Origin of the sequence: Gemmobacter aquarius (genome assembly GCF_003060865.1) — a bacterium.
Taxonomy (GTDB): domain Bacteria; phylum Pseudomonadota; class Alphaproteobacteria; order Rhodobacterales; family Rhodobacteraceae; genus Paragemmobacter; species Paragemmobacter aquarius.
In genome coordinates, this window is the sequence record NZ_CP028918.1 from 292,157 (window position 1) to 318,021 (window position 25,865).

At 63.7% G+C, this 25,865-nt stretch carries 26 protein-coding genes and 1 tRNA gene; 21 read left to right on the forward strand and 6 right to left on the reverse strand.

What is annotated here, in order from left to right; all coding sequences use genetic code 11:
- Positions 1-744 carry an endonuclease/exonuclease/phosphatase family protein gene (locus HYN69_RS21785; protein ID WP_108434154.1) on the forward strand — a complete coding sequence of 248 codons (744 nt, stop codon included), beginning with the start codon at positions 1-3 and terminating at the stop codon, positions 742-744.
- A complete protein-coding gene (locus tag HYN69_RS21790) occupies positions 711-1,049 on the forward strand; it encodes a hypothetical protein (RefSeq protein WP_329608599.1) in 339 nt (112 codons plus the stop codon). The genes HYN69_RS21785 and HYN69_RS21790 overlap by 34 nt, the downstream gene beginning before the upstream one ends.
- Here HYN69_RS21790 and HYN69_RS01335 read toward each other — a convergent pair.
- The 3 genes from HYN69_RS01335 to HYN69_RS01345 all read right to left on the reverse strand — a co-directional run bounded on the left by HYN69_RS01335 (position 985) and on the right by HYN69_RS01345 (position 3,425).
- Positions 985-1,893: a LytTR family DNA-binding domain-containing protein gene (locus tag HYN69_RS01335; protein ID WP_108434156.1), complete on the reverse strand. Its 909-nt coding sequence runs from the start codon at positions 1,891-1,893 to the stop codon at positions 985-987. The genes HYN69_RS21790 and HYN69_RS01335 overlap by 65 nt on opposite strands.
- Positions 1,893-2,816 (reverse strand): LytTR family DNA-binding domain-containing protein, encoded by a 924-nt coding sequence (locus HYN69_RS01340; RefSeq protein WP_108434157.1) that lies wholly within the window; start codon positions 2,814-2,816, stop codon positions 1,893-1,895. Before HYN69_RS01340 ends, HYN69_RS01335 begins: the two co-directional genes overlap by 1 nt.
- Before the next feature lie 69 nt (positions 2,817-2,885).
- The gene (locus tag HYN69_RS01345) at positions 2,886-3,425 is read right to left on the reverse strand and encodes a hypothetical protein (RefSeq protein ID WP_108434158.1); all 540 of its coding nucleotides are present in this window, start codon (positions 3,423-3,425) and stop codon (positions 2,886-2,888) included.
- 205 nt (positions 3,426-3,630) lie between these two features.
- On the opposite strand from HYN69_RS01345, the gene leuB reads away from it, so the two are divergent.
- The 3 genes from leuB to HYN69_RS01360 all read left to right on the forward strand — a co-directional run bounded on the left by leuB (position 3,631) and on the right by HYN69_RS01360 (position 5,956).
- Positions 3,631-4,737: a 3-isopropylmalate dehydrogenase gene (leuB, locus tag HYN69_RS01350; RefSeq protein WP_108434159.1), complete on the forward strand. Its 1,107-nt coding sequence runs from the start codon at positions 3,631-3,633 to the stop codon at positions 4,735-4,737.
- Between the two features lie 114 nt (positions 4,738-4,851).
- Entirely contained in the window at positions 4,852-5,811 is a 960-nt protein-coding gene (locus HYN69_RS01355) for a DMT family transporter (RefSeq protein ID WP_108434160.1), read from the forward strand.
- Positions 5,812-5,879: 68 nt separating this feature from the next.
- Positions 5,880-5,956 (forward strand) — tRNA-Pro (locus tag HYN69_RS01360).
- A 149-nt stretch (positions 5,957-6,105) separates the two neighbouring features.
- Here the strand turns inward: HYN69_RS01360 and HYN69_RS01365 are convergent.
- Positions 6,106-6,870: an IclR family transcriptional regulator domain-containing protein gene (locus tag HYN69_RS01365; protein WP_108434161.1), complete on the reverse strand. Its 765-nt coding sequence runs from the start codon at positions 6,868-6,870 to the stop codon at positions 6,106-6,108.
- Positions 6,871-6,999: 129 nt separating this feature from the next.
- Here HYN69_RS01365 and HYN69_RS01370 point away from each other — a divergent pair, with 129 nt between their 5' ends.
- From HYN69_RS01370 to HYN69_RS01385, 4 genes are read left to right on the forward strand one after another with little or no spacing between them, the layout of a single operon-like run.
- Complete coding sequence (locus tag HYN69_RS01370; protein WP_108434162.1) at positions 7,000-7,734, forward strand: 3-oxoacid CoA-transferase subunit A; 735 nt, start codon at positions 7,000-7,002, stop codon at positions 7,732-7,734.
- Complete coding sequence (locus HYN69_RS01375) at positions 7,731-8,402, forward strand: 3-oxoacid CoA-transferase subunit B (protein ID WP_108434163.1); 672 nt, start codon at positions 7,731-7,733, stop codon at positions 8,400-8,402. Before HYN69_RS01370 ends, HYN69_RS01375 begins: the two co-directional genes overlap by 4 nt.
- Positions 8,403-9,602 (forward strand): 3-oxoadipyl-CoA thiolase, encoded by a 1,200-nt coding sequence (gene pcaF, locus HYN69_RS01380; protein WP_108434164.1) that lies wholly within the window; start codon positions 8,403-8,405, stop codon positions 9,600-9,602.
- Between the two features lie 59 nt (positions 9,603-9,661).
- Entirely contained in the window at positions 9,662-10,729 is a 1,068-nt protein-coding gene (locus HYN69_RS01385) for a maleylacetate reductase (RefSeq protein WP_108434165.1), read from the forward strand.
- Positions 10,730-10,737: 8 nt separating this feature from the next.
- On the opposite strand, the gene HYN69_RS01390 is transcribed toward HYN69_RS01385, so the two are convergent.
- Positions 10,738-12,468, reverse strand: coding sequence for an ABC transporter substrate-binding protein (locus HYN69_RS01390; RefSeq protein WP_108434166.1), 1,731 nt, complete (start codon positions 12,466-12,468; stop codon positions 10,738-10,740).
- 4 nt (positions 12,469-12,472) lie between these two features.
- Positions 12,473-13,384 (reverse strand): NAD(P)-dependent oxidoreductase, encoded by a 912-nt coding sequence (locus HYN69_RS01395; RefSeq protein WP_108434167.1) that lies wholly within the window; start codon positions 13,382-13,384, stop codon positions 12,473-12,475.
- A 311-nt stretch (positions 13,385-13,695) separates the two neighbouring features.
- Between HYN69_RS01395 and HYN69_RS01400 the strand changes: the two genes are divergently transcribed.
- From HYN69_RS01400 to HYN69_RS01455, 12 genes are all read left to right on the forward strand, one after another.
- Entirely contained in the window at positions 13,696-14,763 is a 1,068-nt protein-coding gene (locus HYN69_RS01400; protein WP_108434168.1) for a zinc-binding dehydrogenase, read from the forward strand.
- A gap of 31 nt (positions 14,764-14,794) precedes the next feature.
- The gene (locus HYN69_RS01405; protein WP_108434169.1) at positions 14,795-15,865 is read left to right on the forward strand and encodes an SDR family oxidoreductase; all 1,071 of its coding nucleotides are present in this window, start codon (positions 14,795-14,797) and stop codon (positions 15,863-15,865) included.
- 20 nt (positions 15,866-15,885) lie between these two features.
- Positions 15,886-16,173 (forward strand): YciI family protein, encoded by a 288-nt coding sequence (locus HYN69_RS01410; RefSeq protein ID WP_108434170.1) that lies wholly within the window; start codon positions 15,886-15,888, stop codon positions 16,171-16,173.
- Positions 16,170-17,177: a Gfo/Idh/MocA family protein gene (locus tag HYN69_RS01415; protein ID WP_108434171.1), complete on the forward strand. Its 1,008-nt coding sequence runs from the start codon at positions 16,170-16,172 to the stop codon at positions 17,175-17,177. Before HYN69_RS01410 ends, HYN69_RS01415 begins: the two co-directional genes overlap by 4 nt.
- Before the next feature lie 12 nt (positions 17,178-17,189).
- The gene (locus tag HYN69_RS01420) at positions 17,190-18,170 is read left to right on the forward strand and encodes a zinc-dependent alcohol dehydrogenase (RefSeq protein ID WP_108434172.1); all 981 of its coding nucleotides are present in this window, start codon (positions 17,190-17,192) and stop codon (positions 18,168-18,170) included.
- A gap of 30 nt (positions 18,171-18,200) precedes the next feature.
- Complete coding sequence (locus HYN69_RS01425) at positions 18,201-19,229, forward strand: ABC transporter permease (protein ID WP_216824632.1); 1,029 nt, start codon at positions 18,201-18,203, stop codon at positions 19,227-19,229.
- Positions 19,222-20,283 (forward strand): substrate-binding domain-containing protein, encoded by a 1,062-nt coding sequence (locus HYN69_RS01430; protein WP_108434173.1) that lies wholly within the window; start codon positions 19,222-19,224, stop codon positions 20,281-20,283. Before HYN69_RS01425 ends, HYN69_RS01430 begins: the two co-directional genes overlap by 8 nt.
- Positions 20,284-20,353: 70 nt before the next feature.
- Positions 20,354-22,879: an ATP-binding cassette domain-containing protein gene (locus HYN69_RS01435; protein ID WP_216824633.1), complete on the forward strand. Its 2,526-nt coding sequence runs from the start codon at positions 20,354-20,356 to the stop codon at positions 22,877-22,879.
- Between the two features lie 87 nt (positions 22,880-22,966).
- Positions 22,967-23,830: an intradiol ring-cleavage dioxygenase gene (locus HYN69_RS01440; protein WP_108434174.1), complete on the forward strand. Its 864-nt coding sequence runs from the start codon at positions 22,967-22,969 to the stop codon at positions 23,828-23,830.
- 4 nt (positions 23,831-23,834) lie between these two features.
- Complete coding sequence (locus HYN69_RS01445; protein WP_216824634.1) at positions 23,835-24,914, forward strand: ketopantoate reductase family protein; 1,080 nt, start codon at positions 23,835-23,837, stop codon at positions 24,912-24,914.
- Positions 24,907-25,248 (forward strand): hypothetical protein, encoded by a 342-nt coding sequence (locus HYN69_RS01450; RefSeq protein ID WP_159082323.1) that lies wholly within the window; start codon positions 24,907-24,909, stop codon positions 25,246-25,248. Before HYN69_RS01445 ends, HYN69_RS01450 begins: the two co-directional genes overlap by 8 nt.
- 177 nt (positions 25,249-25,425) lie before the next feature.
- Positions 25,426-25,854, forward strand: a complete 429-nt coding sequence (locus HYN69_RS01455; RefSeq protein ID WP_108434176.1) for an Rrf2 family transcriptional regulator — start codon at positions 25,426-25,428, stop codon at positions 25,852-25,854.
- The last annotated feature ends 11 nt before the right edge of the window (positions 25,855-25,865 follow it).

A 25,865-nucleotide genomic window follows, 5' to 3' on the forward strand; every position in this document is an offset into this window, starting at 1 on the left:
ATGCTGGCCTTTCCACTGGCGGGCGGGGCGGGGGCCGAGGAACGGTTGCGCGTCGCCACCTGGAACATCGGGCTGGAACGGGACGGGCCGGGGCTGCTTTTGCGCGACATCACGGGCGGCAAGGACGCGCAGGTTCTGGCATCGGTCGCGGTGCTGGCGGCGCTGGATGCCGATGTGGTGCTGCTGACCGGATTTGACCATGACGCGGGGCTGGCGGCGCTGGATGCGTTCAGGGACGCTTTGGCCAAGGGCGGGGTAGCTTACGGCTACCGTTTCGCGCTGAACCCGAACACCGGCGTGCCGACGGGGCTGGACATCGACGGCAACGGGCGGTCGGGCGAGGCGCGGGACGCGCAGGGCTGGGGCAAGTTTCGCGGGGCGGGCGGAATGGCGGTGCTGTCGCGCCTGCCGGTCGATGTTGCCGGGGTGCGGGATTTCTCGAAGCTGTTGTGGCGCGATCTGCCGGACGCGCAATTGCCCGGAGACATGGCGGCGCAGAACCTGCAAGGGCAGCGGCTTTCGACCACGGGGCATTGGGATGTGCCGCTGGTCTTGCCGGACGGGGGGGCGCTGCATCTTTGGGCGTGGCACGCGACGCCGCCGGTGTTTGACGGCCCCGAGGACCGGAACGGGCGGCGCAACCATGACGAGGCAGCGTTCTGGCTGGCCTATCTGGACGGGCGGATCGGCATGGCCCCCCCGCGCGGTTCGTGCTTTTGGGGGATGCCAACCTGGACCCGGTAAAGGGGGACGGTCGGCCCGCCGCGTTGCTGGCGCTGCTGGGTGATGCGCGGCTGGCCGATCCGGTGGGGGCAGAGGATACGGTGGATTATGGCCCGCCGCTTGGTGCGCTGCGGCTGGATTACGTGCTGCCTGCGGCGGGTCTGACGGTGGCGGGGGCGAAGGCGGGGGCGGGGGCGGTGGCGGTGGCGGGGGCGGGGGTACTTCGGCCGGACGGTCTGGCGGAGGGGCTGGCGGCTGCGCTCAGGCTTTCATCGCGTCACTGGCCGGTATGGGTCGATCTGGTGCTGCCTTCGGGGCGGTCTTGACCAGCCAGTCGATCACCTCGGCCTGACGGGGGAGCGCGACCTTGGCCTCGCCGCCGAAGGTGAGGTCGAGCACCAGTTCGCGCCCCTTGCGCCGGTGTGCCAGAACCGCACGACGCGCCACCCAATGCGAGCGGTGGACGCGCAGGCCCAACCCTTGGGGCAATTGGACGAGCAGCGCCGAGAAAGGGCCGGGCACGTCGTAGCTGTGGGTGTCGGTGACGATGCCGACGTAATTGCCCTGCGCTTCGATGTGCAGGATGGTTTCGGGCGGGATGTCGTGCCCGCCCGCCTGGAGCCGCGCGTGCGACTGGGCGGCGGGTTCCGAGATGGCGGGGTCTTTGCGGAGTTCCTGAAGGATGCGCGGCAGCAACAGCCAGATCACCAGTTGCAACGCAATCTCGATCACGACGAAGTAGAACACCGTCAGCACGGCAAAGATCTTGGCGCTGATCCGTTCCACACCTGTCAGATAGAAGACCGTCGCCTCGCTTGCCGCAAGGCCGAGTGCCGAGACGGTCAGCACCACATACCAGTGCGATATGACGACGGCGCGGCCTTTGCCGCCGAAGATCGCATCGGCAAGGGTGTAAAAGCCGATAAGGCCGAGGGCGACGACCAGAACCCCCGCGCCGTATTGCGTCAATCTGATGCCGAGCGGGGTCGTGGTGGACTGGCCGCTCGGGTCCAGCAGGGTAAGGCCCATCCACATCAGAACGTAAAGGGCGATCAGATAGCGGTGCAACATGGCGCGCGCGGATTCGAACCGGCGCATCCGCAGGGTTTCGCCATTGACGAGGCGCAGGTGCAGGCCTTCGCCCGTCGGGTTTTTCGAGGCGCGGCGCATCACGGCGCATCGCTGCGCGGCAGGCCGAGGCCGGTCAGCCAATTGCGGACCGCATGCCGCCGGGTGACGGCGACCGGAACGGTCTGGCCGCCCTTGAGGCGCAGGGTGATATCGCGCCCCTTGGCCTGCCAGCCGACCAGCGCCGAGGCGGCGACCCAATGCGAGCGGTGCACCTGCATGCCCAGCGGGTCCGGCAACTGGCCTACCAGATCGGACAGCGGGCCGGGCAACAGAGCCGTGCGGTCGTTGGCCCGCAGATGGACGTAGTTTCCGTCCGCTTGCAGGTGGATCAGCGCCTGAAACGGAAAGCTGACCCCGTCGGCTTCGAGGAACCCATCGGGCAGGGGCGGGGCCGGGCGCGCCGGTGTGCGGGGCGTTTCGGTCATCCAGAGTGCGGGATCGGATTCGGCAAGCGTGCGGATCGGAAGGCCGCGCAACTCGGCCAGGATAAGGGGGATCAGCCGGTGGTTGACGATGGTGGCTGCAAGTTCGGCGACGAGGTAATGGAACACCAAAAGAAGGGTGAGCCGCGTCAGGTTTTCGCTGAAGTCGGGCACGAACATCCGCAGCAAGCTCTCGCCCACGATCACCGAGCAGAGCGTGGAGGCGAAGAGGATCGGCGACAGGTGGATCGAGAAAGAGCCGCGCCTTTTGGCGATACGGGCGCAGGCCGCAAAGCCCGACATCGCGGCGAGCATGAAGGCGGTCATCGAGCAGACGTAGATCGCGCCGCGCAATTCGACGGGCAGGCTGCGGGCGGCATCGTTGGTGTCGAGGCCGACGAGCACGAAGAGGATGACAAGGTAAAGCGACAGAAGATGCCGGTGCAGCACGATCACCTGCATCTCGCCCGGCAGGATGTGGAGCCTGCCGAGGCTGAGGAGATGCAAGGTGAGCGCGCCGTTGGCGGGGGGTGCGGTCATGGCCGGTCCGCCTGCACGGGACGGGTCACGCCGGGGGCGTATCGGACGTCAGGTCTGCGTTGCATCCTGTCAGGCCGCCGCGTCGGGGGATTGCAAGAGAAGGCCGCCGTCTGCCGCGAAGTGCTTGTCCTTACGCAGGTCCCTGAGGATGTAGCCCATCGTGTACTGCATCATGATGCTGGTCAGCAGCTCGGTCACGACGATGTAGAACACGAGCTTCATCGCGAAGTGCAGGGGCGTCGAACGGGGTATGCCGAAGAAGAACGGATCGAGCACATCGGCGCTGGCGACCGCGCAGGTGACTGTCAACACCAGAACCCAGGCCATCCGGACGCGGGGAATGGTTCCGGTGCGTCTGGCCCACCAGACGGCCACGTGCTTGCACAGCACGACGATCAGCACGCCGGCGAAAACCTCGATCGTGGCTACGGCAAGGGTGAGTTCGGGTGTACGCACATCGCTGTCGCGGCCGATCGTGGCGACGAGGATCATGCATGCAAGGCCGAAGTAGAAGAAGAGCATGATGCGATGCCGCGTCACGGCGTAGAATTCGCCTTCGTACAAGATAAATTCGGGCCCAAGAGGGACCTTCACCACTGACATCTTCATCGTAACGACCCCTAACCCCGCAAAGGTAGCATTCCCTAATAACGGGGCAACCATTCTTTTGGATAGCTTTGATTGACAAGTATTAACGAAGCCTTCCGGCAACGCTGCGTGGCAAGCGGGAGCAGACAGTTGCCTTGACCGCGCGGGGCCAAGCGGCTAGGCCACGGGCCAACGATTTTTCCGATGTTTTGCAGGAGCGCGCGCCGTGGCAAACCCTTCCATCCTTATCCTTGCCGGTGACGGTATCGGCCCCGAGGTCATGGCCGAGGTGAAGAAGATCATCGGCTGGTTCGGCACCAAGCGGGGCGTTACCTTTGACGTGACCGAAGATCTGGTGGGCGGTTGCGCCTATGACGCGCATGGCACGCCCCTGACCGATGCCACCATGGCCAAGGCGCAAGAGGTAGACGCGGTGCTTCTGGGCGCCGTGGGCGGGCCGAAATACGACGTGCTCGATTTCAGCGTGAAGCCCGAGCGCGGGCTGTTGCGGCTGCGCAAGGAGATGGACCTGTTTTCCAACTTGCGCCCCGCGCAGTGCTTTGACGCGCTGGCCGATTTCTCGTCGCTGAAAAAGGATGTGGTCGCGGGGCTGGATATCGTCATCGTGCGCGAATTGACCAGCGGGGTCTATTTCGGCGAGCCGCGCGGGATTTTCACCGAAGGCAACGAGCGCGTGGGGATCAACACCCAGCGTTATACCGAATCCGAGATCGCCCGCGTGGCGCGGTCGGCGTTTGAACTCGCCCGCCGCCGCAACAACAAGGTTTGCTCGATGGAGAAGGCCAATGTGATGGAATCGGGGATTCTGTGGCGGCAGGTCGTGCAGGAAGTGCATGACAAGGAATATGCCGATGTCGAGTTGACCCACATGTATGCCGATGCGGGCGCGATGCAGCTGTGCCGCTGGCCCAAGCAGTTCGACGTGATCGTGACCGACAACCTGTTCGGCGACCTGTTGTCGGACATGGCCGCGATGCTGACCGGATCGTTGGGGATGCTGCCTTCGGCGTCGCTGGGGTTGCCGATGGAGAACGGGCGGCCCAAGGCGCTTTATGAACCCGTGCACGGTTCGGCCCCCGACATCGCGGGGCAGGGCAAGGCGAACCCGATCGCCTGCGTGCTGAGTTTTGCAATGGCGCTGCGCTATTCGTTCGACATGGGCGACGAGGCCGCGCGGGTCGAGAAGGCCGTGGAAAAGGTGCTGGCGGATGGTGTCCGCACCGCAGACCTGATGGGCCCCGAAGGCGGCGTGCCGGTGTCAACCAGCCAGATGGGCGATGCGATCATCGCCGCACTCGACGCGTCGCTTTGATCGGCAAAGATACGCAAGGGGGCGGCGGTTTGCGGCCCCCTTCGTCTTGCACCTGCCGCGTGTGCAGGACTAAAGGGTGTGGTAACGGTTTCACACACCCAAGCGGAACATCCCATGCACAGCAATCTGCGCGGCGCGCTTTTGTCCCTTGCCTCATTCGGGGTTTACGCCACGCATGATGTGATCGTGAAGGCGCTGGGGGCAAGCTATGCGCCGTTCCAGATCATCTTCTTTGCGGGGCTGCTGGGCTTTCCGCTGATCACCATCATGCTGATGAGCGACCGCACGGATGGCACGCTGATCCCCAAACATCCGTGGTGGACGGCGATCCGCACGGTTTCGGCGGTGCTGACGGGGTTGGGCGGGTTCTATGCCTTTTCGGTGCTGCCCATGGCGCAGTGCTATGCGATCTTTTTCGCAATGCCGATCCTGATCACGCTTCTGGCCATTCCGCTTCTGGGCGAGCGGATCGGTTTTCACCGTGGCATCGCGGTTTTCGTGGGTCTGGCGGGTGTGCTGGTCGTGCTGCAACCGGGCGAGGTGGAGTTCAGCCTTGGCCATCTGGCGGCGCTGTCGGCGGCGTTCATGGGGGCGCTGACGTCGGTCATCGTGCGAAAGGTGGGCAAGGCCGAACGGTCGATCGTGCTTATGCTTTATCCTATGGTCGCCAATTTCGTGGTGATGGGGGCGGCCCTGCCGTTCTTTTACGAACCGATGCCGCTGGAACATCTGGGGATGCTGGGGGCCATGGCGGCGATGGGGCTGATCGGGGGCTTGCTGTCGATCTATGCCTATCGGGCTGCGCCTGCGGTGATCGTGGCACCGATGCAGTATTCGCAGATGCTGTGGGCGGTGTTTTACGGTTGGTTGTTCTTTAGCGAGTCGCTCGACTGGAACACCGCTCTGGGCAGCGCGGTCATCATTGCCTCGGGCATGTATATCGTGCTGCGCGAGGGGACGCCTGCGGTTTCGACCAACCGTCCGGTGCTGGAAAACCGCTCGCGGCTGGACACGGGCATGCAACCGCGCATCGGGGCATGGCTGCGGCTGTTCGAGCGCCGGTCGGGTGGCTGAATTCGGCGCGCTATCTTGCGCGGGGTCTTGCAAAGGCGGCGCGGTGCCTGTAACCCCCTGCCCACGGTCGGAGCGTAGCGCAGTCTGGTAGCGCACCTGCTTCGGGAGCAGGGGGTCGGAGGTTCGAATCCTCTCGCTCCGACCAATTCAAAAATCCCGATAATGCAATCACTTGAGAAAGTTGCGGACTATAGTTCCGGAACGGTTTGCCGGACCGGCTGTGTGAAGTAGCCGGCCATGAGTCGTGTCAGGCTGGACTTTCATTCCGTCACCTGCCTTGAGTGCGCCGCGTTTCTAAAACCGCAAAAGCCCGCGCAACTGGGTGGCCACGCTGCGAAGCTCGGGGACGAGCCGTGCCGCAACATCGGCAATCGGCTCGGGTCCGGCCGCGAGCCCGACGTTCAGCGCCGCTATGACTCGACCGCGAGCGTTCACCAAGGGAACGGCGACCGAGCACAGACCGAGTTCAACTTCCTGGTCGATGACGGCAAATCCTTGCTCGCGCACTTTGCTGATCTCTGAAACAACCGCTTCGGGATCGGTCAGGGTATAGGGTGTGCGGGGCGTCAGCGGAGCTGACCCGATCAACTCTTTCGCCGCCGGTGCGGGCAATGCCGCAAGCATCACGCGGCCCATGCTGGTGCAATAGGCGGGCAGGCGGCTGCCCGGCATGAGGCTGATCGACATGACCTTGCGCTGCGCGGCACGCGCGACATAGACGATCTCGGCCCCGTCGAGGATCGACACCGACGAGCTTTCACCGATCCGGTCGGACAGCGTATCAAGCGCCGGTTGCACGATGGCGGGCATCGGCATGGAGGCAAGGCAGGCCGTTCCAAGTCGCAGCACCCGGGGTGTGAGGGTGAAGAACTTGCCGTCCCAGTCGGCATATCCGTGATGGGCCAATGTCAGCAGGCAGCGGCGGGCCGTGGCACGGTCGAGGCCCGAGGCGGCGGCTACCCCGGTGATGGACTGGCGCGGCGTATCTGTCCCGAAGGTCTCGATCACCGCGAGCCCTTTGGCCAACCCGCCCATGATGTCGCGTTCGGTGATCGCCATGCCCGTGCCCTGTCGTGCGATATGTCAACAAATTATGCATAGCGCACATCGTGCATGGACGAAAGGGGGCCAGCGGCGATAAGCCTTGATGCGACCCTGCGGCCAGACTCGCGGGACTGGAGGTTTCGGATGGACAAGACCCTTCCCGACCTTGCCACGGCAGTGGCAGGGATATCGGACGGCATGACCGTGATGATCGGCGGCTTCGGCGGATCGGGCGCGCCGATCGAGCTGATCCACGCGCTGATCGACCGTTTCGTGGCGACGGGCCACCCGCGCGACCTGACGGTGGTGAACAACAACGCAGGCAACGGGCATGTCGGGTTGGCGGCGCTGATCGAGGCGGGAATGGTGAGGAAGCTGATCTGCTCGTTCCCGCGCTCGGCCGATCCGGTGGTTTTCACCGAGATGTATCTGGCTGGAAAGATCGAGCTGGAACTGGTCCCCCAGGGGACGCTCGCCGAACGCATCCGTGCGGGCGGGGCGGGCATTCCGGCGTTTTATACCCCGACAAGCTTTGGCACCGATCTAGCCAAGGGCAAACCCGTCGAGGTGTTCGACGGGCGCGCCTATGTGCAGGAACGCTGGCTTAAGGCCGATTATGCGCTGGTCAAGGCGCATCTGGGCGACCGCTTGGGCAACCTGACCTACCGGATGGCCGCGCGGAACTTCAACCCGCTGATGTGTACCGCTGCCGCCGCAACAATCGTGCAGGTCAGCCGCATCGTCGAGGCGGGCGGGATCGACCCTGAATCGGTGATCACCCCCGGCATCTTCGTGCAGGGTCTGGTCGAGGTGCCGAACCCCGCGCAGGAAGAAATCCTGAACCGCGCCAATGCCCGATACCCCGAGGTGGCCGAATGACCGCGAAGCTTTCCCCCACGCAAATCGCATGGCGCGCCGCGCAGGACATCGAGGACGGCGCATATGTCAACCTCGGCATCGGCTTTCCCGAGATGGTCGCCAAATTCCAGCCACCGGGACGCGAGGCGATCTTTCACACTGAAAACGGTATTCTCGGCTTTGGCGAGGCTCCGCCCGCGGGGGACGAGGACTGGGACCTGATAAACGCAGGCAAGAAGGCTGTGACGATCAAGCCGGGCACGGCGTTCTTCCACCACGCCGACAGCTTTGCGATGGTGCGGGGCGGGCATCTCGACGTCGCGATCCTGGGTGCCTACGAGGTGGCCGAGACGGGCGATCTGGCGAATTGGTCCACGGGGCCAAGGGGCGTGCCAGCCGTGGGCGGGGCGATGGATCTTGTGCATGGCGCAAAGCGGGTGGCGGTGATCACCGACCATGTGACCAAGGATGGCAAGCCGAAACTGGTGCAGCGCTGCTCTTTGCCACTGACAGGCGTGGGCTGTGTGACACGGATATATTCCAGCCTCGCCGTGATCGACATCGAAGGTGGACGGTTCGTCTTGCGCGAAAAGTTGCCTTCGCTGTCGATTGACGCATTGCAGGCCCTGACAGGGGCGGAAATGCTCGTGCCCGCGCCCGTTGTCGACCTGACCGTTCCGGAGCTTTGAATGACCCCCGTTTATATCTGCGACTATATCCGCACGCCCATCGGCCGCTTCGGCGGGGCGCTGTCTTCGGTCCGTGCCGATGATCTGGGCGCTGTGCCGCTGCGGGCGCTGATGGCGCGCAACGGCGGCGTCGACTGGGACGCGGTGGACGATGTGATCTTCGGCTGCGCCAATCAGGCGGGCGAGGATAACCGCAACGTGGCACGGATGTCGGCCCTGCTTGCGGGCTTGCCCGTGTCGGTGACCGGGACGACGATCAACCGTCTGTGCGGGTCGGGGATGGACGCCGTGCTGGTCGCTGCACGCCAGATCGCGGCGGGCGAGGCGCATCTGATGATCGCAGGCGGCGTCGAAAGCATGTCGCGCGCGCCCTTTGTCATGCCCAAGGCAGACACCGCCTTTTCCCGCAATGCCGAGATTTACGACACCACCATCGGCTGGCGTTTTGTGAACCCGGCGATGCAGGCCGCCCATGGCACCGACTCGATGCCGCAGACGGGGCAGAACGTGGCAGATGACTTTGGCATCGACCGCGACGCGCAGGACGCGATGGCGCTTGCCAGCCAGAACAAGGCGGCCGCCGCACAGGCCAGCGGGCGGTTGGCGCGGGAAATCACCCCCGTCACCGTTGCGCAGCGCAAGGGCGATCCGCTGGCCGTGGCCCAGGACGAACACCCCCGCGCCACCACGATCGAGGCGCTGGCCAAGCTCAGACCGCTGTTTCCGAACGGCTCGGTCACGGCGGGCAATGCGAGCGGCGTGAACGACGGCGCGGCGGCGCTGGTCATCGCCTCGGAAGCCGCGATGAAACGGCACGGCCTGCGCCCCCTCGCCCGCATCCTCGGCGGGGCGACCGCAGGCGTTGCGCCGCGCATCATGGGCATCGGCCCCGCACCCGCAAGCGAGAAACTGATGGCCCGCCTTGGCCTTGGACCCGCCGATTTCGACGTGATCGAACTCAACGAAGCCTTTGCAGCCCAAGGCATCGCCACGCTGCGCCAACTCGGCATCGCCGACGACGACCCGCGCGTGAACCGCAACGGCGGAGCGATCGCACTGGGCCATCCGCTCGGCATGTCCGGCGCGCGGATCACCGGAACGGCGGCGCTGGAACTGCACGAGACCGGGGGCAAGCGGTCGCTTTCCACCATGTGCATCGGCGTCGGTCAGGGAATCAGCATCGCGCTGGAACGGGTCTGAGCGAAGGGCCGACGCGGCAACGCAGCATCCTACCGACTGGCCGAATAGCAGGGAACCGAATGACGCTTTTTCAGAACAGCTTTGTCGTCAACAGCGCCGCAATGCGCGTCAGGTTCGGCGCCGGTGTGCGGCACAGTGTCGGTGACGAGATGGAGGCGCTTGGGCTGTCGCGGGCGCTGGTGTTGACGACGCCGCAACAGGCCGAGACGGGGCGCGAATTCGTCCGCCTGCTTGGCAGGAACGCGGTCGGTTTGTTCGACAAGGCAACGATGCATACGCCCGTCGCCATCAGTGAAGAGGCAACGGCCGAGGCTATTCGTCTGGCAGCAGATTGCGTCGTATCGATTGGCGGGGGTTCGACGACCGGTCTGGGGAAGGCGATCGCGCTGAGGACCGACCTGCCGCAGATCGTTGTGCCGACGACTTATGCCGGTTCGGAAGCGACGGGTATTCTTGGGCAGACGGAGCACGGACGGAAGACAACGATCACCACGCCCAAGGTCCAGCCCGAGGTGATTTTGTATGATCCCGAACTGGTGCAGGGCCTGCCGGTCGGCATGACGGTGACGAGCGCGCTGAACGCGATGGCGCATGCGGCCGAGGGGCTTTACGCGCAGAACCGTTCGCCTGTGTCCGGCCTGATGGCGCTGGAAGGTCTGCGCGCATTCCGCAACGCGCTTCCCGCAGTGGTCGCCAATCCGTCCGATCTGGCTGCGCGGGGGGAGACGCTTTACGGCGCCTGGCTCTGTGGCAGTGTTCTTGGCTCGGTCGGCATGGCGCTGCATCACAAGCTTTGCCACACGCTGGGCGGGAGCTTCGATCTGCCGCATGCCGAAACCCATGCAGTCATCCTGCCCCATGCCATCGCCTATAACGAGGTGGCGGTGCCAGACCTGCTGCGCCCCGTTGCCGAAATCTTCGGAACCGAGAGCGCGGGCGCGGCGCTTTACGCCTTTGGGCGGGATATGGGCGCACCGACCGCCCTGCGTGATCTGGGGCTGGCCGAAGCCGATCTCGACCGTGCGGCAGAGCTTGCGACCCAGAACCCCTATTGGAACCCGCGACCCGTCGAACGGTTGGCGATCCGCGCGATGCTACAGGCGGCATGGGCCGGTGACGCGCCCTAGCAGGCCTGTCAGGTTGCGCTGTTGACCGCGCTGAGGATGCTGTTCTCGGCATCTCGCAGGGCCTGACGCGCGGGTTTGCCGTGGAACACCGCATCGTGGATTTCGGCGCCGAGGATGCGTTCGATCAGGCTGAATTCCTGAATCGGCGGACGCGCCCATGTGACAAGCTCGTTCCGGCGGGCGAGTTGGTCGGCCATGCTGACGATGGGGGACGAGGCCAGCGCCTCGGGGTCGGCGCAGACGGAAAAGCGGGGGGCGACAGGGAAGCCGTTCTTGACATGGGCTTTCATCGCCTCGGGCGAGACCATCCATGTGATGGCGTTCATGATCTGCTTTTGCCGTGCGGGTTTGACCGAGGCAGGGATGGTCATGAGAAAGCCGCCGATGGGGGCCGCGATGCGGCGCAAGCGGCGCGAGGGCGGGGGAAGATAGGCCACGCGGCGGGCGACCTGCGAGCTGAGTTCATGTTCGAAACGGGCGGCGCGCATGGTCCAGCAATAGGCAAGGCCGGCCCGGCCGGACATGAAGCACTGGATGCGCTTTTCCCAATCCATGAATTCGATGTCGGGGGGCGACACCTCGACCAGTTGCTTCATGTATTCGATCACCTCGACCGCATCGACCGTGTCGATCTGCAGTTTGAGCTTTTCGAATTTCGGAAAGACCCAGCTTTCCTGATTGTGCAGCGGCATGTCGATGATCGTCTTCTGGCAGGCAGCCAGAAAGAACATGAAGGAATTGGCGATTGGCATGCCGCGCTGGCCGTTCCACGCGATGCCGTAGAATTCCGATGCGGGCCGGTGCAGGGCGCGGGCGGCGGCGATGGTTTCATCAAAGGTGCGCGGAAAGGTCAGGCCCTTTTCCTCGAACAGGTCGCGGCGGGCGGCGAGGATTTCTATCGTGCAATAAAGCGGGATGCCGTATTGCGTGCCCTTCCAGTTTCCGGTGCCCCAGACCGAGGGGTGGAAATCGAGCGGGTTGATCGCGGCGTCCTGCAACAGATCATCAAGGGGCGCGAGGTAGCCTTTTTCGGCAAATTCGCCCAGCCACGGCATGTTGATGGAAATGACATCATATTCGGCGTTCGGCTTTTCGAAATAGCTTTGCGAATTGACGTAAAGGTCGGGTAGCCGCTGCAGGTCGAAGCTGCTTTTCTTGCCCAGATCGTTGCGGAAATCGGACCACATGTTTCGCATCGACGAGAAGTAGTTGTCGTCGTTGAGCAGAAAGCGAATGTCGCCCGGGACCTTGCCGGCGATGTCGTCGCCGCGCACGGGCGAAATGATCTGTGCCGCGAAATAGCTGCCGCCGAAATAGTATTCGTTCGCCTCGGCGCCTTTTCGCAGGCCGAAGGTCTTGGCAAGATGGCCTTTTACGTGGGTCGCGTATTCCATGAAGCTTTGCAGCAGCGTGTCTGCGGGTTCGAGGAAATGCGTTTTCAACCCGCCGCCGCGCGGCACCTGACGGATCAGCCCGTCTTCGATCATCTTGCCGATCATGCGGTTGCCGGTCGAATAGGGCACGCCTGCGAGTGTTATCAGGCCGGATTTGTCGATGGGGCGGCGGCGCAGGTGGCTGTCGACGAGTTCGAGCACCACGTTCCAGTACACATCCTTTGCCGCACCGGGCAGGCCGGTGTCGAACGGGGCGCGGAGTTTGCGTAAAAAGTCGACGATACGCGACAGTTCATGCGCGGTGAGTTCCGGTGAGGCAGCGATGGACGTGTTGACCTGTTGCACCGGTTCAGCCCCGTTGTGCGGAAATCCCAGAATGCCATTTCACCAAAGCGAAGAAATCTTCGTTTTGCAATCCTGCATTCGCTGCGGCGCGGTAAAGTTCGAGGATAAGCCCCGAGGTCAGCATCGGCACGCCGTTGCCGCGTCCGGCATCGCTGATAAGGGTAAAATCCTTGATCATCTGCTGGATGGTGAAGGCGGGGGTGTAGTCTTCTGACACCACCAGATCGGCCTTGTACTTGAACAAAGGCGAAGCGACGGCACTTTCGCAGATCACCTCCATCATCGCGGCGCGGCTGAGACCGCCGCTGGCGCCCATGCTGACGGCTTCGGCAAGAATGGCCGAGGATGCGCCGACGAGCGTGTTGAGAACCAGCTTCATGTAGCGCGCCTCGTCGCCCGTCCCGAGCCAGAACTGGCGGGCCGACAGCAGCGAGATCAGGGGGAGGGCCGTTTGCCAGCCTTGCGGATCGCCCGAGGCGAGCACGGTGAGCGTGCCTTTTTCGGCCAGAGCAGTGCTGCCCGATACAGGGGCGCGGATGTAGAGAATTCCAGCATTTGCAAGGATTTGCGCGACTTCTGCAGAGCATTCGGGGGAAACGGTGCTCATCTCGACCAGCACGGCACCGCGCGGCAGGCGGGTGGCAAGGCCCGCGACCACGGCGCGCAGGGCGGCATCGTCGGGCAGGGTGGCAAAGACGAGGTCGGCCCCGTCGAGGGCGGAAAGGTCTGCGCTGGTTGCGGCCCCTTCGGCAGAAAGCATCGCAAGCGTGGCGGGGTTCGGTTCGCAGACCGCGACCGCAATGCCTGCGGCAAGCAGGTTGCGCGCCATGGGCAGGCCCATCTTGCCCGCTCCGACCCAGCCGGTCTTTCTGCCCGCCACGCCTGCGCGTGTTTCGGCCGCCACTTTCGAATCCATGAGACACCTCGCGTTCGTCTGCGACCAACATAGAGGGTCGATCCGGCGCTACGTCCCGGAATTTATCCGAAGCGGATAATTTCGCCCCGCTGTACCCGATCCGGTTTGATATCGATGGATCAAGGGAGTGAGTCGGGACCGTGCAGACGAGAGCGTCTGGCCCGATGCGTGAAACCAGTGACCCGTAGCCCGTGCATGGCGAGCAAGGCGGCCATGCGGTAGGGCGGCTGCACGCCAGAGCGGTGTGAAAGTAGGGTCGGCAGGCGTCATGCGCGGTGCGTGCGGTTACGACAGCAGGGGAGGAGCGAAACATGCGGGCAGTCCGTTTTCACGGGGCACGGGATATCCGGGTCGAGGATGTGGCAGAACCTTCGGGCAAGCTGGCGCCCGACGATGTGCTGATCGCCCCGGCAGTGACCGGTATTTGCGGAACCGATCTGCACGAATACCTTGCAGGCCCTATCGTCACGCCGAAAGAGCCGCACGTTTATACCGGAGCGACCAACCCGCAGATTCTGGGGCACGAGTTTTCTGCGCGGGTTCTGGCCGTCGGTGACGCGGTAAGCCATGTGGCGGCAGGGGATCGCATTTCGATCCAGCCGCTGTTGTCGCCGCGCAACGACTATTACGGCAAGCGCGGGCTGTTCCATCTGTCGCCCGTCATGGGCTGCGTGGGGCTAAGCTGGGCCTGGGGCGGAATGGGCGAAAAGGCGGTGATCAAGGATTACAACGCCCAGCCGGTGCCCGATAACATCACCGACGATCAAGCGGCCATGATCGAACCCGCTGCCGTTGCGCTGTATGGTGTGGACCGTGGCGGGGTGACGGCAGGGTCGACCGTGCTGGTTTCGGGCGCGGGTCCCATCGGCGCGCTGACGGTTCTGGCGGCGCACGCCGCAGGGGCTGCGCTGGTCATCGTGTCCGAGCCGAACCCGAACCGTCGCCGGATCATCGCCGAAATTGCGCCCTATGCCATCGTGGTCGATCCCCGAAGCGGAGATTTGGCGCAAGTGGTTGCCGATCTGACCGAAGAAGGCGTGGGCGTGGATGTGGCGCTGGAATGCGTCGGGCTTGAAGCGTCGCTGAATGCCTGCGTTACGGCGGTGCGCCGTCAGGGGCGGGTGGTGCAGGTGGGCCTGCACATGAAGCCTGCCAGCATCGACGCGATGCTGTGGGCCTTGAAGGACATCACCGTGGAAGCGACGTGGTGCTACCCGACGCAAATCTGGCCGCGCATCGCGCGCATGATCGCTGCGGGGAATTTCCCGGTCGAGAAGGTGATCACCGCACGGATCGACGCCAAGGATGTGGTCGCCAAGGGGTTCGAGGCACTGCTCGATCCGGCGGGCGAACATTTGAAGATTCTGGTCACGACCTGACCGCAAGCTGCATCGAAGAAAGAACAAAAGAATGAGCACCAAGAACGTCGCCTTGATCGTCGGGGCCACCGGCCTGTCGGGCAGCTATGCGGGACGCTTGCTGAAAGCGCAGGGCTGGACGGTCGTCACGCTGTCGCGCGGGGCGGCAGAGCTGGAGTTTTCCGACCGCCATATCGCCGCCGATTTGCAGGATGCGGCGGGGACGAAAGCGGCACTGGCTGCGGCACAGGATGTGACGCATGTGTTCTTCTGCACATGGTCGCGGCAGGCGAACGAGGCCGAGAACGTGCGCGTCAATGCGCTGATGATCCGCAATCTGTTCGACGGGCTGGCAGCTGCCCCGATCAAGCATGCGGCGCTGGTGACGGGGTTGAAGCATTACCTCGGGTCGTTCGACGATTACGCCAAGGTCAAGCCCTACACGCCCTTCCTTGAAAGCAGCCCGCGTCTGCCGGGGCTGAATTTCTATTACGCGCAGGAAGATGTGCTGTTCGAAATGGCCGAACAGCGCGGGTTTACGTGGTCGGTGCATCGCCCGCATACCATGATCGGGTTTGTCATCGGCAATGCGATGAACATGGCCGTGACGTTGGCGGTCTATGCGTCGATCTGCAAGGAAACCGGGCGGCCGTTCGTTTATCCCGGATCGACCGAGCAGTATAATGCCGTGACCGATGTGACCGACGCGCGGCTTCTGGCCAAGCAACTGGTCTGGGCGGCGACAACGCCGGAGGCGGCGAACACGCCGTTCAACACCTCGAACGGCGATGTCTTCCGCTGGACTTGGTTGTGGAAGCAGATTGCAGATTACTTCGGGCTGGAGGTTGCGACCCATCCGGGCAAGCCGACGCTTCTGGAAGAGCAGATGGCCGATGCGCCCGCGATCTGGGCGGGCATGGTCGCAAAGCACGGGTTGCAGGACATTCCGGTGAACACGCTGGCTTCGTGGTGGCACAGCGACGCCGATCTTGGGCGCACGCTGGAGTGTTTCACCGACATGACCAACAGCCGCACGCTTGGCTTTGACGCCTATCAGCCCACGCGCAGCAGCTTCACCGATGTGTTCGACGAATTGCGCGCGCGCAAGATCATCCCGGCGTGAGCGGGGGCAGGGGAGATATCATGCATTACGTAGTCCATTGCCTTGACCATGACGGTGCCGTTGAAAAGCGGTTGGCGAATTATGACGCGCACAAGGCCTATCTGGCGGCGGCGACGGTCAAAACGGTAATCTCGGGTCCGCTTTTGGCGGATGACGAGGCGACGATGATCGGAAGCTGCTTTGTTCTGGAAGCAGACAGTCTGGCAGCGGTCGAGGATTTCAATCGCAACGACCCCTTTGCCAAGGTGGGGTTGTGGAAAACCGTGTCGATCCGTCCCTTTGCCAAGCGCGTGGATAACCGGACATGAGCAATCCCGTAAACATCGCATTGGTCGGCATGGGCTGGTGGGGCCAGAAGATGCTGGCCGTTTTGCAGGCGGCGCCGCAAGATATTCGCGTGGTGCGGGCGGTCGAGCCGAATATCGAGACGGTGCGGGCGCTGTGCGCCGAAAAGGGGATCGCGCTGACGGCGGATTATGCCGATGCGCTGGCCGACCCGAGCGTCGAGGCGGTGGTGCTGGCCACGCCGCATTCGATGCACACCGGACAGATCGCTGCGGCGGTGGCGGCGGGCAAGCACGTGTTTTGCGAAAAGCCGCTGGCGCTGACCAAGGCCGAGGCCGTGCGTTCGGTGGAATTGTGCCGTGCTGCGGGGCTGGTGCTTGGCATGGGCCACGAGCGGCGGTTCGAACCCCCGGTCGCGGAAATGCTGGCGATGGCCGATGCGGGCAGTTTGGGCCGTATTCACCAGATCGAGGCGAATTTCAGCCATGACAAGTTTCTGTCGCTGGCGCGCGACAACTGGCGTCTGAAGGCCGATCAGGCGCCTGCGGGCGGGATGACGGCGACGGGGATTCACCTGCTGGACCTGTCGGTGCGACTGCTGGGGGCGGCAGAGTCGGTGCTGTGCATCTGCGAGCAGCTTTCGTCGGACCTGCCGCAGGGCGACACGGTGGCGGCTTTCGTCAAGTTCAAGGGGGGTGGCACGTCTTACGTTTCGGCCTCACTCGCCAACCCGTTCATGTCGCGCTTTACGGTTTACGGGGCCAAAGGCTGGATCGACATCCGCGACAAGGCGCATGTCGAAGCGCCTGACGGCTGGATCGTCACCAGCGCCATGACGGGCGGGCCGATCATCACCCGCGAAATCGGCAAGGCCGAGCCGGTCAAGGACAACCTCGTGTCGTTCGCCCGCGCCGTGCGGGGCACCGAGACCTATCCGGTGACGGGTGAACATCTGGTCAACAACATCGCACTTCTGGAGGCCGTGTTCCGCTCGGCTACCAGCGGCCGCATCGAAACCGTCGCATAAGGAACGAACGCCATGAAAGCCCTTATCTTCGACAAGCCGAACCAGCCGGTCGTGACGGATATCCAGACGCCGTCGATCAACGAGAACGAGGTTCTTGTCCGGTCGCGCCGCGTGGGGATTTGCCATTCGGATTACGAATTGCTTGCGGGCAACTATATCATCCCGATCTCGTATCCCGTCACACCCGGCCATGAATGGGTGGGCGAAGTGGTCGAGGTCGGCCGCAACGTCAAGGGTTTGCAGCGCGGCGACCGTGTGGTTGGCGAATGCGTGATCCGCACGCCGGAACGTATCCACCATTTCGGTTTCTCGATGGATGGAGCGAACCGCGAGTTCTTTGCCGCCCGCCCCGAGTGGCTGCACAAGCTGCCCGATGGTGTGGATGACGCAAAGGGCGCGCTGATCGAGCCGTTCACCTGCGGTTACTATGCCGTGCTGCGGCATGGCGGGGTGGATGCATCGCAGACCGTGGTGGTTTCGGGTGGCGGGACCATCGGCCTTGTGTCGGCGGCGGCGGCGATTGGCATGGGCGCGCAGGTGATCGTGGTCGATCCGGTGCCGCTGCGGCGCGAAATCGCGATGCGGCTGGGGGCCGTCGGCACGGTCGATCCGTCTGCGGGCAATGCCGTGGAAGCGGTGACCGAGATGACCAAGGGCGGCGCCGATCTGGTGGTCGAGGCTGCGGGGCATCCGTCATCGCTGGCCAATGTGTTCGACTATGCACGGCCCGAAGGGTTCGTTTCGATGGTGGGCATCAGCATCGGGCAGAAGATTCCGGTCGAGCTGGGCAAGATCCAGATCAAGGACCTGACCGTGCGCGGCTGCATCGGGTCGCCCGGTGTGTGGCCTGCGGCGATCCGGTTTCTGGAGCGCACGGGGATCGACCTGTCGCCGATCCAGACCCACAGCTTTGGTCTGGATGATGCGATCACGGCTTACGAGTTGGGCAAGGACCCGACCAAGGCCGTGAAGATCACGCTTGAGATCGCCTGACGAAACGCGACCGGGGAGGGGAGCAAAACGATGGCGCAAGGGATGCAAGCGGCAACGGCGCAGGGCGGCTTTGGTCTGACGCAGGTCAGGCTGGCGCGGGGCTTTGTCACGGTGGTCGTGTCGACCGTGCTGCTGCTGCTGGTCTGTCTGGTCTTTGCGCCGTCGGCCGTCTCGGCTGGCGGGTTGGCTGGAAGCCTGCCTTTCGCGGCGGTGATTGCCATCGTGGGGCTTGGGCAGATGCTGGTGGTGCAGCAGGGCGGGTTCGACCTGTCGCTGGCGGGCGGTGTATCGCTGGCGGTGGTGGTGACGACCCACCTTTCGGGCGGCAACGATGCGGACCTGCTTTCGTCGGTGATGATCGCCTTTGGCTTTGCGCTGGTTGCGGGATGCGTCAACGGCATCCTTGTCGGGGTGATACGGCTGAACGCCATTATCGCGACCATCGGGATGAACGCGCTGCTTTACGGGGCCGTGTTCGCGGTGTCGGGGGGCGTGCCGCGTATCACGACGCCGCTGATGGCGGAAATTGCGGGGGGCAAGACGTTCGGCCTGCCCAATTCGGTGCTGTTCGCGGTGGTGATCATGGTGGTTGTCAGCTTTGTGCTGAAAGCCTCGGTCGCGGGTCGCCGGTTCGAGGCGATCGGGGCCAATCCGCAGGCCGCCCATGCGGCGGGGTTGCCTGTGCGACGCTATCAGGCCGCGGCCTATGTGCTGGCCCAACTGCTTTACTGCGTCGCGGGGGTGCTGATTTCGGGCATCACGCGCGAGCCTACGGCCTTTCAGGGCGACAGTCTGCTTTTGCCATCCGTTGCGGTGGTCGTGCTGGCAGGCACGTCGCTTCTGGGTGGTCGGGGTTTTCCGATTTCGACGGTCATTGCCGCGTTCTTCCTGAACCAACTCAGCCAGTTCGCGCTTGCCGTCGGAGTGCCGTTCTCGGCCCAGACCATCATTCAGGCCTTGGCCTTGGTCTTTGGGATCGGCGTCTACTCGGTCCACTTCAAACGGGCCGCAACAAATCGCGCTACCATGTCCAACTCGGAGGAAACGGACGATGTCTAAGACACTTACGCTGTCGTTGTCGCTGGCGACGATCACCCTGACCACGGCTTTGGCCACCACCACCGTGCTGGCGGAAACCCCGTCCTGGTGCGGGCCCAAGCAAGCCTCGCTTGCGCTGCTCGACGGCTTTGGCGGCAACAGCTGGCGCCTTGTCACCACCGCTTCCGGCAAGGAAGAAGCGGCGAAATGCCCGAGCATCACGCAGTATGAATATGCCGATGGTCAGGGCAACACCCAGAAGGCCATTTCGGACATCAACTCGATGGCGGCGCGCGGCATCAATGCCATGGTCGTCTTTGGCGATGCAGGCCCCGCTGTGCTGCCCGCGCTGACCAACGCGCACAAGGCAGGCACCATCGTGGTGCCCTACCGCGTGAACGTGGGCGGTGAAGAAGGCGTGAACTACGCCAAGTTCATCGGGTCGTCCTTTGTCGAGGACGGCAAGAGCTGGGGCAACTGGATCAAGACCAACCTGCCCGATGGCGGCAACGTCCTGTTCCTGTCCGGCCCCGCCGGAAACAGCCAGGGTCTGGACGAGCTGGAAGGCATGAAATCGGTTCTGGATGACAAGTATGTCTTCATCAACCAAGAGCCGTTCGCCGTCACCAACTGGGATCCGTCCTTGACCCAGCAGGTTCTGTCTGCCGAGATCGCCAAGAATGACAAGATCGACGTGATCGTGTCGGACTTCGGCCCGTCGCTTGTCGGCGCGCTGCCGGTGTTTGCGGAATTCAAGCGGTCGATCCCGATGCTTGCCACGTCGGACGGCAACTCGTTGTCGTGCTTCTGGGCGCAGAACCACGAAGCCAACCCGGACTTCAAACTGTTCACGGTTGCGACCGGAAACGACAACGTGCGTCTGGCCGTGCAATGGGCAGTCGCGCTTGCCACCGATGGCACGCCGCCGGCTGACAATATCTTCAAGGCTCCGGTCTATGAAGATTCGGTTTCGGGCACACCGAACCCGGTGACCTGCCGCGACGATCTGCCCGGCTCGATCTATCTGTCGGCCGAAATGGCGGATGACGCGCAGGCCGCAGCGGTCGGCCAGTAAGTGAATTCCGGCCCGCGGCAGGTGCTGCGGGCCGGACCCTTTTTCCCGTTTCGGGACAGCAGGACAGGTCATGCCCGAGGTAGCAGCGATGAACGACATGCAGGTGCAGGATGCCGCCCCGGCGGCGCTGGTCGTGCCAAGGATACGGCTTTCCGGCATCACCAAGACCTTTGCCGGTGTCACGGCTCTGGCGGATGTGTCGGTCGAAATCTATCCGGGCGAGGTTCATGCCATCCTTGGCGAGAACGGCGCGGGCAAGTCCACGCTGATGAACGTGATCGCGGGTGTGTTCCGGCCCGATACCGGCACGGTCGAATTCGACGGGGTGACCGTCAGCCCGATGACGCCGGAAAAGGCCGCAGCACTGGGCGTTTCGGTGTCCTACCAGCATCCGGCTGTGCTTGACGATCTTTCCGTGCTGGAAAACCTGCGCGTGGCGCTGCCCGCGCGGGTTTTTGCTGCGGGCGACCCTGAGCGCATCGCACGGGGAATGCTTGACGATGTCGGTCTGGATGTCGGGCTGCATCTGCGGGCCGATGCGCTGACGGTGGCGCAAAAGCACCTGTTGGAAATCGCCAAGGCGCTGGCGACGCGCCCGCCGGTCCTGATCTTGGACGAGCCGACCGCCGCGCTTGACCAGGACGCGACCGAGATGCTGTTCGACCGCATCCGTTCCGTCGTGGCGCAGGGAACGGCGGTGATCTACATCACACACCGTCTGGCCGAACTGCGCCAGATCGCGCATCGCGTCACCGTGCTGCGCGACGGGCGGTTCAAGGGCGGGGCGTTGGTGCGCGACGTGACGGATGACGACCTGATGGCGATGATCGTCGGGCGCAGCCTTGCTTCGGCCTTTCCGCCCAAATGCGCCGAGGGCGCACCGGCGACGAATTTTGCCGTAAGCGGTCTGTCGGGCCGCAAATTCCACGACGTGCGTTTCGCCGTCGGACGCGGGCAGATCATCGGGGTCGCCGGAGTCGAGGGCAACGGTCAGGCGCAACTGATGCGGGCACTGGCGGGGCTTGAGTCGTGGAGCGGGGAGATCCGCCTTGACGACAAGACATTGACCGCTGCGGACGTGAAACAGAAGTCGGCCTATATGCCGTCGGACCGCCATTCCGAAGGGATCATCGCCGATCTGACGGTGCGCGAGAACGCCACTTTCTCTGCGCTGGACCAGCTAAGCCATCTGGGCATCGTGAACCGTCGCGCCGAACGTGACGAGGTCAAGCGGCTGTTCGGATCGCTTGCGGTCAAGACGCCGGGGCTGGAGGCCAAGATCCTGTCGCTGTCGGGTGGCAACCAGCAAAAGGTCGTCATGGCGCGGGCGCTGATGTCGAAGCCCGGTTTCATTCTGGCGGACGAGCCGACCCAAGGCGTCGATGTGGGCGCAAGGTTCGAGATCTACCGCATCCTGCGCGAGGTGTCGCAAGCGGGCACGCCGGTGATCGTCAATTCGTCGGACGCGGCCGAACTGGAGGGGCTGTGCGATATCGTCATCGTCATGTCGCGGGGCCGCGTGGCCGAAACGCTGCGGGGCGAGGACGTGACCGAAGAGAGGATCGTGGCGGCAGCGGTCAAGGCGCAGACGCATATAGCCGGCGACGATGCGGTGCAGAGACTGCCCGCGAAGAAACGGCCCCTGCACGATTTCATCCAGAGCGACAATGCGACGGTCGCGCCGCTTGCCATCGTGATCGCGGCGCTGGGGCTTTATGTGTTCAGCCAGAACGGCAACTATTTCTCGGCCTTCAACATCTCGAACATCCTGCTTCTGGCGACCGCGCTGGGGTTCATCGCGATGGGGCAGACCATTGCCCTGCTGATGGGCGGGATCGACCTTTCGGTCGGGCCTTTGGCGGGCTTTCTGGTGGTGGTGGCGTCGTTCTTCATCAACGATGGCCAGTCGCCGCAGACCATCGCGCTGGGGTTCGCGCTGATGTTCGCGGGGGCGCTGGTGGTGGGGTCGATCAACGGGTTGTTGATACGCTTTGCCAATTTCACCCCGATCGCGGCGACGCTTGCCATGTATATCGGCCTGCAAGGCATGAGCTTCGTGCTGCGTGACGGGCCGGACGGTTACATCAACTTTGCGGTGATGGATTTCATCGGCTGGAAGCTGGGACCGATCCCTGTGGCGTTTATCGTGCTGGTCGCCGTGGCGCTGCTGGCCGAATACGGGCTGCGCTACCACCGCGCCGGATGGCAGTTGCGGTCCATCGGGTCGGACGAAGGCGCTGCGCGGCGGATGGGTATCCGCGTGGACCGTGTGGCAGTTGCGGGATACGTCGCCGTGGCGCTGTGCACGGCGCTGGGGGCGGTGATGCTGATGGTGCAGATCGGCGTCGGTGATCCGCAGCAGGGGGTAAGCTATACATTGGCCAGCATCACGGCGGTCGTGCTGGGCGGGACAAGTCTGCGGGGCGGGCGGGGCACGTTCATCGGCACCGTGATGGGCGCGGTCTTGCTGACCGAGGTGCTGAACGCGGTGTCGTTCCTCGGCCTGTCGCAGACCTATCAATACGTATTCCAGGGCGTGCTGATCCTTGCCGCGGCCCTGATCTATTCGACGGCAAGAAGCCAGACCAAGGCCTGACGCCGCCCGATACCGCAAGCATGGCCCGATCGGGTTCGGCCTCGGCCGCTTGCGGGCAGGTGCGCGCATTTCGACAAAGGAAACCGGATGACAAAAGTGCCAGATATTCAGTTCTTTACGGAAAGCGGCTCGGTCGAGGCTGTGAATGGCCGGATCGGAGCGGGCACAGAGCCACGGCTGGCGCATGTGATGCAGCGGCTTGTCGAACATCTGCATGCCTTCATCAAGGATGTCGGCCTGACCCAAGAGGAATGGGAAGCGGCCATCGGTTTTCTGACGCGCACGGGCCAGATGTGCGATGGCAACCGGCAGGAATTCATCTTGCTGTCGGATGTTCTAGGCGTGTCGATGCTGGTCGATGCGATCAACAACCGCCGCCCGGTCGGGGCGACCGAAAACACGGTGCTTGGCCCGTTCCATGTCGACGGCGCGCCGGAATACCCGATGGGGGCGAACATCACCAAGGACGGCGGGACCGAGACCTGCCTTTTCGAGGGTCGCGTGACGGACCTTGACGGCAACCCGCTAGAAGGCGTGCGGATCGATGTGTGGTCCGACAACGAGGACGGCTTTTATGACGTGCAGCAACCGGGGCAGCAGCCCGAGCACAACAACCGTGGCGTCTTTGTCACGGGGCCGGACGGGCATTACCGCTTTCGCGGTATCAAGCCGGTTTCCTATCCGATCCCGGCGGACGGGCCGGTGGGACAGCTTCTTGAACGGCTCAGGCGTCACCCGTGGCGGCCTGCCCATATGCATTTCATCGTCAGTTGCGACGGGTTCGAGACGGTGGTCACGCATACCTTTGTGGCGGGCGATGACTACCTGACATCGGACGCGGTTTTCGGTGTGAAAGACACTCTGATTGCACCGTTCGAGCTGGTCGAAGGGGGCGAGACCAAGTGGCGGTCGACGTTCGACTTTGTGTTGAACCGCAGGGTAAAGGGCTGAGGGGATGAACACCGACATGACCGGGGCCAGCCTGAAACAAAGCCCGCGCATCGCCTTTCTGGGCACCGGAGCGCAGGGTGCATCTATCGCGGCGGATTTTGCGGCAGCGGGGCTGGATGTGACGTTCATCGACCAGTGGCCCGCGCATATCGAGGCGATCCGCGATAAAGGGATCACGGTGAACTTGCCGACGCGCAGTTTCAACGTGCGGGTTCCGGCGCTGCATCTGTGCCAGGTGGCCGAGATCAAGCAGCCCTTCGACCTGATCTTTCTGGTTGTAAAAGCATACGACACGCTTTGGGCCAGCCATCTTGCCAAGTCGGTTCTGGCGGAAGACGGATTCATCGTCGGGCTACAGAATGGCATGACCCATGAAGAGATCGCGTCGGTGGTCGGTCATCACCGCACCATTGGCGCTGTGATCGAAATCGCATCGAACATGTGGGTGCCGGGCATTACCAACCGCCAGAACGACCATGACGAAAGCTGGTTTGCGCTGGGTGCGCTGGACCCTGCCCAGCAACACCGCGTCGAAGGCGTGGCCGAGATACTGCGCCATTCGGGGCGGGTCGAGGTGGTCGACGACATCCGCTCGGCCAAGTGGATGAAACTGGTTGTGAATGCCGCCGAACTGATACCTTCCGCAATCATCGACACCGCGCTGAACGATGCCGCCCGCGCGCCCGGTATGCTGGACGTGATGCGCGAGGCGGGATACGAGGCGATGCGTGCCGCCTTGGCGGACGGGGCGACGATCATGCCGATCATCGGGATGCCGCCAAGCATGAGCAACGATCCCGAACGCTACGTGGACGAGATTTTCGCCGAAGTGCTCAAGACGTTCTCGCGCGAGGATACGCTGACGACGTCGCTTCAGGATTGGCGCAAGGGGCGGCGGGCCGAGGTGCGCGAGGTGAATGGTTGGGTTGTCGACATCCTGCGCGCCCACGGGCAGGCGGCACCGGTCAACCAACGGGTCGTAGAGATCGCGCTTGAGATCGAGGCGGGACTGATCCGTCCCGACCAGAGGAATATCGCGCTTTTGAAGAGCGATTTGCAGCCCGCAGGTGCCGAGCGTGCCTAACGTAAAGATCTATGTGGACGAGAGTGTTCTGGCAGGCGTAACGGAGCGGTCGGAGGCCGCTATGGCCGAACTTCGGCGCTATCTCTGCGAGGCGTTGGGCGTGACAGACGCGGCCTGTCATATCGTCCTGATCGGGGTGAAATCCCCCGCCGGCCAGACGCCCGCGAATGTCGAACTGGTGCTTTTGCGCAGGCAGGATCGGACAAGCGAGGTGATGACAGCGTTTTGCAGCCGGTTGCGCGACCTGATGACCGGGTGGCTCGGGTGCCAGACGGCCATCCGTTGCACCTTGATGGAGACGGAACTGTATTTCGTGGCGCGCCAGCCAACCTGAGCTTCCGTGCAGCACGCGCGGCCTGACGTGGACCGAGGCGGAAGGGCGCCATATCTGCAAAGCGGTCGCTAGAGCGGCTATCGCAAGATTATGCTGCACCGGCGCGGTGGTGTGATTTTTTGCTTGACGGTGCGTATCATATGTAATAGTGGTATCGACACACAAACGGAACACATCATGCCAACCAGCACCCGCTTTGCCGTAGCCACCCATATCCTGACCGCGCTTGCCGTGACCGGCGACAAGCCGCTTCGGTCGGAAGATCTTGCCGTCACGGTCAATACCGGGGCCGTGGTGATCCGCGGGCTTTTGTCGCGTCTGGCCGAGGCAGGGTTGACCCGGTCGCAGCTTGGCAGCGGCGGCGGGGCACTCCTTGCGAAGGCTGCCAACGAAATTCGCTTGCTCGATGTCTATTGCGCTGTCGAGGATACGGAACTGTTCGCGGTCCATCGCCAGCCGCCCAGCGCGGTTTGTCCGGTGGGGGCCAATATTCTTGGTGCCATCAACCCCACGCTGGCGCGGGCAAGAGCGGCGATGGAGGCCGAGCTTGGTCGCACGACGATTGCCGAGATAGCAGAGACTGTTTCCGCTGCCGCACGTGTCTGAAAACACGGGTT